At 34.9% G+C, this 15,101-nt stretch carries 11 protein-coding genes and 1 pseudogene; 11 read left to right on the forward strand and 1 reads right to left on the reverse strand.

What is annotated here, in order from left to right; all coding sequences use genetic code 11:
- Positions 1-15: 15 nt before the first annotated feature.
- A complete protein-coding gene (locus R6X41_RS00680; RefSeq protein WP_318496734.1) occupies positions 16-411 on the reverse strand; it encodes an SPOR domain-containing protein in 396 nt (131 codons plus the stop codon).
- A 211-nt stretch (positions 412-622) separates the two neighbouring features.
- On the opposite strand from R6X41_RS00680, the gene R6X41_RS00685 reads away from it, so the two are divergent.
- The 11 genes and pseudogenes from R6X41_RS00685 (at position 623) to queG (ending at position 15,076) form a co-directional block, all read left to right on the forward strand.
- Positions 623-1,909 (forward strand): c-type cytochrome, encoded by a 1,287-nt coding sequence (locus R6X41_RS00685; protein ID WP_318496735.1) that lies wholly within the window; start codon positions 623-625, stop codon positions 1,907-1,909.
- Between the two features lie 33 nt (positions 1,910-1,942).
- Positions 1,943-5,218 (forward strand): TAT-variant-translocated molybdopterin oxidoreductase, encoded by a 3,276-nt coding sequence (locus R6X41_RS00690; protein WP_318496736.1) that lies wholly within the window; start codon positions 1,943-1,945, stop codon positions 5,216-5,218.
- Positions 5,219-5,248: 30 nt separating this feature from the next.
- Positions 5,249-6,670: pseudogene (gene nrfD / locus R6X41_RS00695) on the forward strand (NrfD/PsrC family molybdoenzyme membrane anchor subunit); the annotation flags it as partial.
- A 39-nt stretch (positions 6,671-6,709) separates the two neighbouring features.
- Positions 6,710-7,243 carry a DUF3341 domain-containing protein gene (locus tag R6X41_RS00700; RefSeq protein ID WP_318496737.1) on the forward strand — a complete coding sequence of 178 codons (534 nt, stop codon included), beginning with the start codon at positions 6,710-6,712 and terminating at the stop codon, positions 7,241-7,243.
- A gap of 9 nt (positions 7,244-7,252) precedes the next feature.
- Positions 7,253-7,810 (forward strand): c-type cytochrome, encoded by a 558-nt coding sequence (locus R6X41_RS00705; RefSeq protein WP_318496738.1) that lies wholly within the window; start codon positions 7,253-7,255, stop codon positions 7,808-7,810.
- Positions 7,811-7,838: 28 nt separating this feature from the next.
- Positions 7,839-9,194 carry a quinol:cytochrome C oxidoreductase gene (locus R6X41_RS00710; protein WP_318496739.1) on the forward strand — a complete coding sequence of 452 codons (1,356 nt, stop codon included), beginning with the start codon at positions 7,839-7,841 and terminating at the stop codon, positions 9,192-9,194.
- A gap of 46 nt (positions 9,195-9,240) precedes the next feature.
- A complete protein-coding gene (locus tag R6X41_RS00715) occupies positions 9,241-10,314 on the forward strand; it encodes a cytochrome c oxidase subunit II (protein ID WP_318496740.1) in 1,074 nt (357 codons plus the stop codon).
- A 36-nt stretch (positions 10,315-10,350) separates the two neighbouring features.
- Complete coding sequence (locus R6X41_RS00720) at positions 10,351-12,144, forward strand: cytochrome c oxidase subunit I (protein ID WP_318496741.1); 1,794 nt, start codon at positions 10,351-10,353, stop codon at positions 12,142-12,144.
- An 84-nt stretch (positions 12,145-12,228) separates the two neighbouring features.
- On the forward strand, positions 12,229-13,044 hold the full coding sequence (locus R6X41_RS00725; protein ID WP_318496742.1) for a DNA/RNA non-specific endonuclease: 816 nt from the start codon (positions 12,229-12,231) through the stop codon (positions 13,042-13,044).
- Between the two features lie 57 nt (positions 13,045-13,101).
- Entirely contained in the window at positions 13,102-14,124 is a 1,023-nt protein-coding gene (gene ruvB / locus R6X41_RS00730; RefSeq protein WP_318496743.1) for a Holliday junction branch migration DNA helicase RuvB, read from the forward strand.
- Between the two features lie 31 nt (positions 14,125-14,155).
- Positions 14,156-15,076: a tRNA epoxyqueuosine(34) reductase QueG gene (queG, locus tag R6X41_RS00735; protein ID WP_318496744.1), complete on the forward strand. Its 921-nt coding sequence runs from the start codon at positions 14,156-14,158 to the stop codon at positions 15,074-15,076.
- Positions 15,077-15,101: the final 25 nt, after the last annotated feature.

Consider the following 15,101-nt stretch of genomic DNA (forward strand, 5'->3'; position numbering starts at 1 on the left):
TTTATGCAATACAATTTAATTTTTAGCTTTTGGTTGAAAGATAAATCCATTAGGATATTTTTCTTTTATTTCTCTAAGAGCACGATCTGCTTCTAGACGCGTTCTGTAACTTCCAATCCAGATTTTGTAATTTGGAGTTTCGTAAACTAAAGTCGCTTCCCATTGGTCGAATTGGCCTTTATACTTCGCTAGCCACTCTTCTGCAGTTGCGCGGTTACCAGAATAGATTTGTACCTTAAAACGGTCTGTAGCATTCTCATCTTTGTCCATTTCCTTCTTTATATCAAGAAGTTTTATAATCTTATCATTTTGATTAATGGTCACATTACCTTGTTGAGCAAAAGTTTTTGTAGTTAGCGTTAATACACAAAAACCAGTGAATGCAATAAGCTTTATTTTCAATAATTTCATTTTCAAGTTATTTGGTGCAAATGTAAAAGTATTTCGCGTAAAGATATTATGATTTTTTATTTAGAACTCATCTAAATTACTCTTAACACTTCTCTAACGTTTTCTGAATCCACTTTTAATGTTATTTTTGTTCCAAATTTTATGACTGTTTTTTCATCTGTTTTAGGTGAAGAGATTATACCAAAGTTAAGAAGTTAATTCAACCAACAATATGAAACAGGTGATTCACCGTAAATTAAGCAAAAACATCTTTCGTTTAGCTATAGTTATTTTACTTGCGTTTACAACCTCTCTTTCGGCTCAAGACGACCCGGCTAAAGGAAAAGCATTGTTTAACTCTAATTGTGCAGCATGTCACCAATTAGATAAAAAAATGACAGGACCTGCGCTACGTGATATCGAAGTGCGTTTAAGTGAAGAGGGCGTTGACAAAGATTGGATCCATGCTTGGATTCGTAACAGTTCAGGACTTGTTAAGTCTGGAGACGCTTACGCTAATAAAATCTTTAGTGAGTACAATAATGTTCCGATGACAGCATTTCCTCAATTATCAGATGAGGATATAGATAATATTTTAGCCTACACAGCTGAACAAAAAGCTGCTCCGGTACCTCAAGCTGCTGCTGCAGGTGCTTCAAAAGCAAGTGGTGAAGGTGATGGTATTTCTAATAAAATTATTTTAGGTGCATTCGTTTTGTTGTTTGCATTATTGGCAATGGCATTAATATTAGTGCGTCAGACATTAAATCGTTTTGCAGAAGCTAAAGGTATTGAAGTCGAAGCATCTTCGCGTTTGCCAATTTGGAAAGCATTTGCTAAAAATCAATTCTTAGTGTTAGTAACTGTTGTGTTGTTGCTTTTAGTTGGAGCTTACTACGCTTATGGTTATATGATGCAGGTTGGAGTAGATCAAGGATATCAACCAGTGCAACCAATTCATTATTCTCATAAAATTCATGCAGGTGATAATGGTATTGATTGTAAATACTGTCACTCTTCAGCTAGAGTTAGTAAAACATCAGGAATTCCATCATTAAATGTGTGTATGAACTGTCATAAGTCTATTTATGAAGTAGCAGAAAGTACAGGCACGCCAGAACACAGCAAAGAGTTTTACGATGGTGAAATTCAAAAGTTGTATAAAGCTGTTGGTTGGGACGATGTAGAACAAAAATATACAGGAGAAACTCAACCCGTTAAATGGGTGAGAATTCATAATCTTCCGGATTTCGCTTACTTTAATCACTCACAACACGTAACTGTTGCAGGTGTAGAGTGTCAGACTTGTCATGGTCCTGTAGAAGAAATGGAAGTTATGTATCAGTATGCGCCATTAACAATGGGATGGTGTATTAACTGTCACAGAGATACAAACGTAAAAGTTAAAGACAACGATTACTATACAAAAATCCACGAAGAATTATCTAAAAAGTACGGTGTTGAGGAGCTTACAGCTGCGCAAATGGGTGCTTTAGAATGTGGTAAGTGTCATTATTAATAATTTATTTAAGAAGTAATTCAATTATACAATATGTCATCAAACAAGAAATACTGGAAAAGTGTTGAAGAGCTAAACGAAAATAGCTCTATTGTTGAGGCGCTAAAACAAAACGAATTTGTTCAGGAAATACCTACAGACGAGTTTTTAGGTGATAAAGCAACGCTTGAATCATCTTCTACTAGTCGAAGAGATTTCTTAAAATATGTTGGTTTTAGTACAGCAGCCGCATCGCTTGCAGCTTGTGAAGGACCAGTTATTAAATCGATTCCTTATGTCGTACAGCCGGAACAAATTATTCCTGGTGTTGCAAATTATTATGCGACAACTATAGCAGATGGTTTTGATTTTGCTAGTGTTTTAGTTAAAACACGAGAAGGTCGTCCTATTAAAATTGAGAGTAATTCCTTAGCTAAAACTAACGGAAATGCTAATGCAAGAGTGAATGCTTCGGTATTAGGATTGTATGATAGTTTAAGAGTTCAAGGTCCATTAAAAGGAGGTAATCCTGTTTCGTGGAATAATTTTAATACTGAGATAGCTTCTAAATTATCTAATTTAAGTGGTGCAGGTAAAGAAATCGTATTGTTAACTCAAACATTTGCTAGTCCTTCTACAGAAAGATTAATAAATACATTCAAAGAAAAATACGGTAATGTTCGTCACGTAGTGTATGATTCAATTTCAGAATCTGCTGCTTTAGACGCTTACCAAGCAAAATATGGCCGACGTGCTTTAGCGAGTTATAATTTCGAACAAGCAGATACTATTGTGTCTTTTGGAGCAGATTTTATTGGCGATTGGCAAGGTGGTGGTTATGAAGCAGGATACTCTGTAGGTCGTATTCCTAAAGCCGGTAAAATGTCTCGTCATTATCAGTTTGAAGCAAATATGTCTTTAAGTGGGGCTAATGCAGATAAACGTGTACCTTCAACTCCTAGTCAACAAAAAGTAGCTTTAGCCAAATTATATGGTTATATCGTTGGCAGTTCAGTTTCTGGAACATTGCCAGAACATATTGATGCAGCAGTTAAAAAAGCAGCAGATCAGCTTAAAAAATCGGGTAGTGCAGGTGTAGTTGTTACAGGAATACAAGATGTAAATGCACAAGCTTTAGTTTTAGAAATTAATGCTGCATTACGTAGTAAAGCGTTCAATCCAGAAGTACCTGTTTTAATTAGACAAGGTAACGATAAGGAAGTTGCGCAATTAGTAGCAGATATGAATGCTGGTCGTATTGGTGGTATTATTATGAGTGGAGTTAATCCATTATATAGCTTACCTAACGCAGCAGAATTTGCAGAAGGATTAAAGAAAACAGAATTAGCTGTTACATTCTCGATGAAATCGGATGAAACAGGTTCTCAAACAGAATATTTAGGTGCAGCTCCTCACTATTTAGAATCTTGGGGTGATGTAGAATTAAAAGACGGACATTATGCGTTAACGCAGCCAACCATTCGTCCGTTATTCGATACAAAACAATTTCAGGAAGCTTTATTATTCTGGACAGGAAGTACAGCTTCTTATCATGATTATATTAAAGAGACATGGAATTCTAGTATTTTAGGTGGTGAATCTTTCAATCAAGCGATTCACGATGGTTCATTTACTGCTACTTCTGTTGGAGCATTAGTTAATGGTGTATCTAATAAAACTATTGAAACGACTAATACAACTGTAGAAGTAGGTAAAGATAGAACTTGGGCAGGAGGCATTATTCATGATGTTGCTGTAGGAGTTGGTATTAAAGATGAAGATAAAGAAGGAGATATAACTACAACTTCAACTAAAACGGTATCTAACGGAACTGTAGTAGGAGTAAGTAAAGGGTTTACTATTAATGAAATTTCAGGAACAGCAGCTGCTTCAGCATTAGTGGCATCAGCAAAATCTGAAGGTTTAGAATTAGTATTGTATTCTAAAGTAGGTATGGGAGATGGACAACAAGCCAACAACCCATGGTTACAAGAATTTCCTGATCCAATTACAAGAACATCTTGGGATAATTATTTAACGGTTTCTAAAGCCGATGCAGAAGCATTAGGTTTAATAAATAGAAATGTAGCTAATGGTGGTTTAAACGGAAGTTATGCTAGTGTAACCGTAAATGGCGTAACACTAGAGCAAGTTCCTGTTCTTATCCAACCAGGTCAGGCTAAAGGTTCTGTAGGTTTATCATTTGGTTATGGTAGAACTGCTGGATTAAAAGATGAAATGCAAACAGGTGTAAATGCATTTGGTTTATACCAAAACTTTAATACCATTCAAAATGTAAGCGTAAGTGCTGTCGCAGGTGAACATGAGTTTGCTTGTGTGCAATTACAAAACACGTTAATGGGACGTGGAGATATTATTAAGGAAACGACTTTAGAGATCTTTAACACTAAAGATAAGCAAGAGTGGAATCCAATGGCAATGGTATCATTAAACCATGTTGATACACCGGTTGATTCTCCGGATGTAGATTTGTGGGAAGAGTTTGATCGTTCAATAGGACATCACTTTAACTTATCAATCGACTTAAATGCGTGTACAGGTTGTGGTGCATGTGTTATTGCTTGTCATGCAGAGAACAACGTTCCTGTAGTAGGTAAGAGTGAAATTCGTCGAAGCCGTGATATGCACTGGTTACGTATCGATAGATATTATTCATCTGAGGAAACTTTCGAAGGTGATGATGAAAAGAAAGATAATATTTCAGGATTAGTAAGTACATTAAGTGAATTTGGAGAATTGGAAGATCCTTCAGAAAATCCACAAGTTGCTTTCCAACCAGTAATGTGTCAGCATTGTAATCATGCTCCTTGTGAGACTGTTTGTCCAGTAGCGGCAACATCACACAGTCGTCAAGGGCAAAATCACATGGCATATAACAGGTGTGTTGGTACACGTTACTGTGCAAATAACTGTCCGTATAAAGTACGTCGTTTTAACTGGTTCTTATACAATGGTAATGATGAATTTGATTACTATATGAATGATGACTTAGGACGTATGGTATTAAACCCAGATGTAGTAGTACGCTCTCGTGGTGTTATGGAAAAATGTTCTATGTGTATTCAAATGACACAGAAAACTATTCTTGATGCTAAACGTGATGGACGTCCTGTTAAAGACGGTGAATTCCAAACCGCTTGTTCTACAGCTTGTAGTAGTGGAGCGATGGTGTTTGGAGATGTTAATGACAAAGAAAGTAAGGTAGCACACCTTAAAGAAGATAATCGTATGTATCACTTGTTAGAACACGTTGGGACAAAACCTAATGTGATTTATCAGACAAAAGTGAGAAATACAACAGGAGCATAATAACGAATCAAGAAATAATTAGATAAGGATATGGCGTCTCATTACGAAGCACCTATTAGAAGACCTTTAGTTACAGGACAAAAGTCGTACCACGATGTAACTGTGGATGTCGCACGACCTGTAGAAGGAAAAGCAAATAAATTATGGTATATAGTTTTTTCTATTTCCTTAATTGCTTTCCTTTGGGGAATAGGATGTATATTATACACAATATCAACTGGTATTGGAACTTGGGGTTTAAATAAAACCGTAGGTTGGGCTTGGGATATTACCAACTTTGTATGGTGGGTAGGTATTGGTCACGCAGGGACATTAATTTCTGCAGTACTTTTATTATTCCGTCAGAAATGGAGAATGGCAATTAACCGTTCTGCAGAAGCCATGACAATTTTTGCGGTTTTTCAAGCAGGTTTATTCCCAATTATTCACATGGGTCGTCCATGGTTAGGATACTGGGTATTACCAATTCCAAACCAATTTGGTTCGTTATGGGTAAATTTTAACTCACCATTACTTTGGGATGTATTTGCAATTTCAACGTATTTATCTGTATCATTAGTATTCTGGTGGACAGGTTTATTACCAGATTTTGCGATGTTAAGAGATAGAGCTGTTAAGCCTTTCCAAAAACGTATTTATTCAATCTTAAGTTTTGGTTGGTCTGGTAGAGCAAAAGACTGGCAACGTTTCGAAGAAGTATCTTTGGTTCTTGCAGGTTTAGCAACACCACTTGTACTTTCGGTGCATACTATTGTATCGTTTGACTTTGCAACTTCGGTAATTCCAGGATGGCATACTACCATTTTTCCTCCTTACTTTGTCGCAGGTGCGGTATTCTCAGGATTTGCTATGGTAAACACACTTCTTATTATTATGAGAAAGGTGTGTAATTTAGAAGACTATATTACAGTACAACATATCGAATTAATGAACATTGTAATTATGATTACAGGTTCTATAGTTGGTGTAGCTTATATTACTGAATTATTTATTGCTTGGTATTCTGGTGTAGAATATGAACAATATGCATTCTTAAACAGAGCAACAGGACCTTACTGGTGGGCATACTGGTGTATGATGAGTTTTAATGTGTTCTCTCCACAATTTATGTGGTTCAAGAAATTAAGAACAAGTATTATGTTCTCTTTCTTTATCTCGATTGTGGTAAACATAGGGATGTGGTTCGAACGTTTTGTAATTATTGTTACATCGTTACACAGAGATTACTTACCATCATCATGGACAATGTTCTCTCCTACATTTGTAGATATTGGAATATTTATTGGAACTATAGGATTCTTCTTTGTATTATTCTTATTATATGCAAGAACATTCCCTGTAATTGCACAAGCAGAAGTGAAGACAATTTTAAAGTCTTCAGGAGAATATTATAAAAATATTAGAGAACGAGGAGATAGTTTAGTAGGTACAGGTGCGGATTCTAGAACTTCTGGAACCTCAGTTAATAATTCAAAACACTAAAAGTAGCATATGGAATCTTCAAAAGTTATTCACGCTATTTATACAGACGACGATGTTTTAATGGCTGCCGTTAAAGACGTGCGTTTAGCAAAACATCATATAGAAGAAGTATATACACCTTTTCCGGTTCACGGACTAGATAAAGCCATGGGATTAGCGCCAACACGTTTGGCAATCACCGCTTTTATTTATGGATGTATTGGTTTAATCGTGGCAACAGTTATGATGAATTTCATTATGATTGAAGATTGGCCACAAGATATTGGTGGAAAACCAAGTTTTAGTTATTTAGAAAACATGCCATCGTTCGTACCTATTATGTTTGAACTTACCGTGTTTTTTGCAGCCCACTTAATGGTAATTACATTTTACTTACGTAGCAGAATGTGGCCTTTCAAAGACGCTGAAAATCCAGACCCAAGAACTACTGATGATCATTTTTTAATGGAAATCTCTGTAAATAATAACAATGAAGCAGAAATTGCTGAAATGTTAAAAAGTACAGGAGCAGTAGAAATTAACTTAGTAGATAAAGCCCATTAATACATACAGATGAAAAGCTTAATAAAAATATTTGCAATAGCCGTAGTTTTAATATCTGCAGTGTCTTGTCAAGAAAACGGTAGGCCAAACTATCAGTTTATGCCGAACATGTATGCACCTGTAGGTTACGAAACATATATGGAAAGTGATGCCTTTAGAAACGGTGTAGAAGCTCAATTACCTGCAGTAGGTAGTGTAGCTAGAGGGCATATGCCTTTCGAAATACCTAATACTATTGAAGGTTACGATTTTGCAAAACAGAACTTAAAGAATCCATTAGATTCAACTTTAATTGACGCGAAGAGCGGTAAAGAATTATACGATATTTATTGTGGAATTTGTCATGGTACTAAAGGAGACGGACAAGGTACATTAGTAAAAAGAGAAAAAATACTAGGAGTTCCTAAATACGACGACGTAGCACGTAGTATTACAGAGGGTAGTGTTTATTTTACTATTTATTACGGAAAAAATACCATGGGTTCTTATAACAATCAATTGTTAGAAGATGAACGTTGGCAAGTAGCTGCTTATGTTATGCAACTAAAAGCAGATTTAGAAAAGTAAGTCGATTAGATAAAGATTATATATAGATATGTACACACTTTCAAATAAATTAAGAACATTTTCTTTCGCTCTAATAATCATCGGATTTTTAGGGGTAGTATATGGTTTTATGTCGTCTCATAAATCTTTAGATGAAGTAAAAATCATGCTAGCTGAAGAATCTGCACATCATGGTGGTGGTGATCACGATGTTGCTCAAGTTACAGCAACAGAATCTCACGATACACATGCAGAAACATCAGCACACGGCGAAGAAGCAGATGCACATCATGGAGATGCACATGCAGAACACGTACAACATCAATTAGCAAATAGACCGTGGTCTGCATTATATGTAGCCGCTTTCTTTTTTATGATGATTGCTTTAGGTGCTTTAGCTTTTTATGCTATTCAATATGCGTCTCAAGCAGGATGGTCGCCAGTACTTTTCAGAGTTATGGAAGGAATTACGGCTTATTTATTACCGGGTTCTTTAATCGTTCTTTTAATTGCCGTTGCATCTGGTACAATTGGACATTACAACATATTTGTTTGGATGGATCCAGAAGTAGTAGCTCACGATAAATTATTACAAGGAAAAGAAAGTTGGTTGAATATAGGATGGTTTGCTTTTAGAGGTTTAATATTTATCGCTGGTTGGTGTGCTTACAGACACTTTTCTCGTAAATTCTCGATTGCTCAAGACAATGCTGATGATAACCGATATTTCAAGAAAAACTTCCGTATCTCTGCTGCCTTTTTAGTATTCTTTATCTATTCAGAATCTATTATGTCTTGGGATTGGGTAATGAGTGTAGACCCACACTGGTTCTCTACATTATTTGGATGGTATGTTTTTTCTAGTATGATAGTAAGTGCCGTAACAGTTATTGCATTAGTAACTATTTATTTAAAATCTAAAGGTTTATTACCATTGGTTAACGATAGTCATATTCATGATTTAGCGAAATTCATGTTTGGTTTTAGTATTTTCTGGACATATTTATGGTTTTCTCAATTCATGCTTATTTGGTATTCAAACATTCCTGAAGAAGTAACATATTTCATAACACGTATAGAGGATTATAACTTACCATTCTTTGGTATGGTTCTTTTAAACTTTATCTTTCCGTTCTTAATCTTAATGAATAGCGCATACAAACGTTTACCTTGGTTCGTTGTAATGGCAGGTTTAGTGATTTTATTCGGACACTATGTAGATATTTTCACAATGATTATGCCTGCAACCGTTGGAGATAGATGGTTTATAGGAATTCCTGAAATAAGTTCAGTACTATTATTTGCTGGATTGTTTATATTTGTAGTTTTTACAGCATTAACTAAAGCACCATTACTAGTAAAACGTAATCCTTTAGTTAAGGAAAGTGAAAATTTCCATTATTAATTAACGACGAAGTTACAGTAACATATAAAGACCAACAACAACCAGTATGACTGCTTTATTTATAATTTTAGTTTTAGTATTTATAACAATAGCCATCTGGCAGATGGTTAAGATTTTCGATTTGGCTCAAATTGGGTTATCCGAAAACAATCAAGTTGCTACAGATAAAGATAATACCATCAATGCCTATTTAATGATAGCATTCTTGGCCTTCATTTATATCATTACAATAGTATGTTTTGTTAAATGGGGAGATTTACCTTTATTATCAAATTCAGCTTCTGCACATGGTCCTGAAATTGATAATCTTATGATTATCTCTTTAGTCCTTATTTTTGTAGTGCAAACCATAACTCAATTTTTACTTCATTATTTCGCTTTTAAATACAAAGGTGAAAAAGGTCGTAAAGCGTTATTTTTTGCAGATAACAATACCTTAGAAATGATTTGGACTATAATTCCTGTAATCACTTTAGCAGGTTTAATTATCTACGGATTATTTACTTGGACAAGTATAATGAATGTTAATGAAGATGATGATCCATTAATAGTCGAATTATACGCACAACAGTTTAACTGGAAAGCAAGATACGGTGGTAATGATAATACATTAGGTAAAGCGAATGTTAGATTAATTGATATCGATAAAGCTAACATCTTAGGTTTAGATGAATCTGATCCTAATGCGCAAGACGATATTATCACTTCAGAATTGTATTTACCTGTTGGTAAACCTGTATTATTTAAAATGCGTTCTCAGGATGTATTACACTCGGCTTACATGCCTCACTTCAGAGCACAAATGAACTGTGTTCCTGGTATGGTAACACAATTTGGATTTACGCCTACAGTTACTACTGCCGAAATGCGTCAGACTCCTGAAATGACCAAAAAAGTAAAACGTATTAACGAAATTAGAGTAGAAAACAGTAAAGATTTAGTTGCTAAAGGTGAAGACGCTTTAGACCCATATGAGTTTGATTATTTATTATTGTGTAATAAGATTTGTGGAAAATCGCACTATAATATGCAAATGAAAATTATTGTGGTAACTCAAGAAGAATATGATGCTTGGATTAAAGAGCAAAAGATTTTCAAAAATTCGTTAGTAGTAAATTAATTCAATCAACAAGACTTAAAAAACCGAAAATAGATTATGTCAGCACACGCAGATACTCACGCTCACGACGACGACCACGGACATCATCATAAACAAACTTTTATAACCAAATATATATTTAGTACAGATCATAAAATGATCTCTAAACAATATTTGATTACTGGAGTTTTTATGGGGATTATTGGAGTCCTTATGTCTATTATGTTCCGTATGCAAATCGCTTGGCCAGAAGAACCTAATGTGTTATTTGAAGCATTATTAGGAAAGTGGGCTCCAGGAGGTGTTATGGATGCAGATATTTATTTAGCATTAGTAACAATTCATGGTACCATAATGGTATTCTTTGTATTAACAGCAGGTTTAAGTGGTACGTTTAGTAACTTATTAATTCCATTGCAAATAGGTGCACGAGATATGGCCTCAGGATTCCTAAATATGGTGTCTTATTGGTTATTTTTCTTATCTAGTATCGTTATGTTATCGTCTTTATTTGTCGAGGCAGGACCAGCAGCAGCAGGTTGGACAATATATCCACCGTTATCTGCTTTACCAATGGCATCTAGTGGTTCTGGTATGGGTATGACACTTTGGTTAGTATCTATGGCATTATTTATTGCATCATCTTTATTAGGTTCGTTAAATTACATAGTAACTGTAATAAATTTACGTACAAAAGGAATGTCTATGACTAGACTTCCACTTACAATTTGGGCGTTCTTTGTAACAGCTATAATTGGTGTAGTGTCTTTCCCAGTATTATTATCTGCTGCTTTATTACTAATTATGGATAGAAGTTTTGGAACATCATTCTTCTTATCAGATATATTTATTCAAGGTGAAGTTTTACATTACCAAGGTGGTTCTCCTGTATTATTCGAACACTTATTTTGGTTCTTAGGTCACCCTGAGGTATACATTGTAATTTTACCTGCAATGGGATTAGTTTCCGAAGTTATGGCTGCCAATTCACGTAAACCTATTTTTGGTTACCGTGCAATGATTGCTTCAATTTTGGCTATTGCATTCCTTTCAACTATTGTATGGGGTCACCATATGTTTGTGTCTGGTATGAATCCGTTCTTAGGTTCTGTATTTACATTTACAACTTTATTAATTGCGATTCCTTCTGCTGTAAAAGCTTTCAACTGGATTACTACAATCTGGAAAGGTAACATACAAATGAACACTGCAATGCTATTCTCTATTGGTTTCGTTTCTACCTTTATTACGGGTGGTTTAACAGGGATTATTTTAGGAGATAGTGCTTTAGATATTAACGTTCACGATACATATTTTGTTATTGCTCACTTCCACTTAGTAATGGGTATATCTGCGCTTTACGGAATGTTTGCAGGGGTTTACCATTGGTACCCTAAAATGTTCGGACGTATGATGAATAAGAACTTAGGTTATATTCACTTCTGGGTAACGGCAGTTTGTGCTTACGGGGTATTTTTTCCAATGCACTTTATAGGTATGGCTGGTTTACCAAGACGTTATTATACAAACTCTAATTTCCCATTATTCGATGATTTAGCAGATGTGAATAAAGTAATAACAATATTTGCTATTATTGGAGCAGTGTTCCAAATTGTATTCATATATAATTTCTTTGCTAGTATCTTTATTGGTAAAAAAGCAACACAGAATCCATGGAGATCGACTACTTTAGAGTGGACTACTCCTGTAGAGCATATTCACGGAAACTGGCCAGGAGAACTTCCTGTTGTTTACCGTTGGGCTTACGATTATAGTAACCCAGAGCATGATGTGGATTTCGTTCCACAGAATGTTCCTATGAAAGAAGGAGAAAAAGAATTACATCATTAATAGTAATTCATTAACATAATAAAAAGCCTTTTCATATTGTTTGAAAAGGCTTTTTCTGTATATTTTAGATTCGTTAATTATAATATGAAGAAGTTTTTTTCCATCATTGCTATTTTTTTAATTATTGGGGTTTTTGCTTATGAACAGTATTTAAAAACTGATGAATCTAATTCTATTGAAACATCTTATCCTGAAGTAGATTTTCGAGATAAAAAAGAAAATGCTTATTATTTGCCAACTTCAACTACAGGTGCTATTGTTTTTCATAACGATTATACGTTGTCTTATAATGAAAAACATGAGCAAGCAGAATGGGTTGCTTATCTTTTACAGAAATCAGATATAGTATCCACGCAGCGAAAAAGGCCATACTTTAGTGAAGATAAAGCAGTAAAAACCAAATCTGCAGATTGGAGAAGTTTTAAAAATTCAGGATACGATAAAGGTCATTTATGTCCAGCAGGTGATCGAAAAAAATCTGTAGACTCTTATAATGAAACCTTTTTAACGAGTAATATTTCGCCTCAAAATCATAATTTTAATGCAGGCATTTGGAATGATTTAGAGAAAACAGTACGTTCTTGGGCAAAATCTTATAACGATGTTTATGTGGTAACTGGAGGTGTTTTAAGAGATGATTTAAAAACTATTGGAAAAGATTCGGTTTCTGTGCCTAATTATTTTTATAAGATTATCTTTAAGGACAATGGAGATTCATCTAAAATGATCGCTTTTTTAATTCCAAATAAACCGAATTTAAATCAGCCTCTTAAAAGTTATGTGGTTTCTGTAGATCAGATTGAAGCAGAAACGGGTATTAATTTTTTTCCAAAATTAGATGATACACTAGAGCATAAATTAGAGTCTAGCGTGAATACTAGCGGTTGGCGTTTTAGATAATTGTTCTATTTCTTTCAATCGACTTAAATAATGATTTACTTTGTTTTTTTATAAATTATGAACGAAAACTTGAATCCAGAGAAAGATAATTTCTCACCAGAAGAGGTAGATGTTGAAAAAGCATTAAGACCCTTATCATTCGATGATTTTGCTGGTCAAGATCAGGTTTTAGAGAATCTTAGCATTTTTGTTGAAGCATCAAATCGTCGTGGTGATGCACTAGATCATACACTGTTTCATGGCCCTCCAGGACTTGGTAAAACAACTTTAGCACATATTCTGGCTAATGAATTGGGTGTTGGAATAAAAGTGACCTCAGGTCCTGTTTTAGACAAACCAGGTGATTTAGCGGGATTACTTACTAATTTGGATGAAAGAGATGTGTTATTCATTGACGAAATCCACAGATTAAGTCCTATTGTTGAAGAGTATTTATATTCGGCTATGGAAGATTATAAAATAGATATTATGATTGAATCTGGTCCAAATGCCAGAACCGTTCAAATTCATTTAAATCCATTTACGCTTATAGGTGCGACTACACGATCTGGTTTATTAACGGCGCCAATGCGTGCCCGTTTTGGTATTAGTAGCCGACTACAATATTATTCAACCGAATTATTATCGACTATAGTACAGCGTAGTTCAGAAATTTTAAATGTTCCTATGGATATCGAGGCTGCTATAGAAATTGCTGGTAGAAGTCGTGGAACACCTCGTATTGCAAATGCGTTGTTGCGTCGTATTCGTGATTTTGCAGAAATTAAAGGAAACGGTTCTATCGATCTAGCCATTGCTCAATACGGACTTAAAGCATTAAATGTCGATGCCCATGGTTTAGATGAAATGGATAATAAGATTTTAACAACTATTATTGATAAATTTAAAGGTGGCCCTGTTGGTATTACAACTTTGGCAACAGCTGTAAGTGAAAGTGCCGAAACTATTGAAGAAGTTTACGAACCCTTTTTAATTCAGCAAGGGTTTATTATGCGAACTCCTCGTGGTCGTGAAGTTACCGAAGCTGCTTACCTTCATTTAGGTCGTACAAAAGGTACTGTTCAAGGTGGATTGTTTTAGATAACTAAACTCAATTACAACTTGTATTTGCATGAATAATAGAACTACATATACAAATCTTATAAAAACCGAAGCCAAGCGCCTCGGTTTTTTGTCTTGTGGGATTAGTAAATCAGAATTTTTAGAAGTTGAAGCGCCGCGTTTAGAACGTTATCTTAAAAATAATTCTCATGGACAAATGCAGTACATGGAGAATCATTTTGATAAACGTTTAGATCCAACTAAATTAGTCGAAGGTTCAAAATCTGTAGTTTCATTACTGTTGAATTATTTTCCACACGACCTTCAGAAAGCTGATACGTTTCAACTTTCAAAATATGCTTACGGCACAGATTATCATTTTATAATTAAGGATAAACTCAAAGAATTTCTTCACACCATTCAATCAGAAATTGGCGAGGTTCACGGTCGTGCTTTTGTAGACTCTGCTCCTGTTCTAGATAAAGCTTGGGCAGCAAAATCTGGTTTAGGTTGGATAGGGAAACACAGTAATTTACTAACACAGCAAGTCGGGTCTTTTTATTTTATTGCCGAACTTATTATAGATTTAGAGCTAGACTACGATGGAATTACCACAGACCATTGCGGAACATGCACAAAATGCATCGATGCCTGTCCTACAGAGGCTATTACAGAACCTTATGTTGTAGATGGCAGTAAATGCATTTCCTATTTTACAATTGAATTAAAAGATCAGCTTCCAAAAACTGAAAAAGGGAAGTTTGAAGATTGGATGTTTGGTTGCGATATCTGTCAAGATGTGTGTCCATGGAATCGATTTTCGAAACCTCACAACGAACCACTTTTTAATCCACATCCAGATTTGTTAAGCATGACTAAAAAAGATTGGATAGAAATTACCGAAGATGTTTTTTATGAACTTTTTAGAAAATCGGCTGTAAAACGCACCAAGTTTACAGGCCTAAAGCGCAATATTGACTTTTTACCATAATTTTCTTCTGTTTTTTGAAAGTTTA

Source organism: Formosa sejongensis (genome assembly GCF_033447105.1).
Lineage (GTDB): Bacteria > Bacteroidota > Bacteroidia > Flavobacteriales > Flavobacteriaceae > Formosa.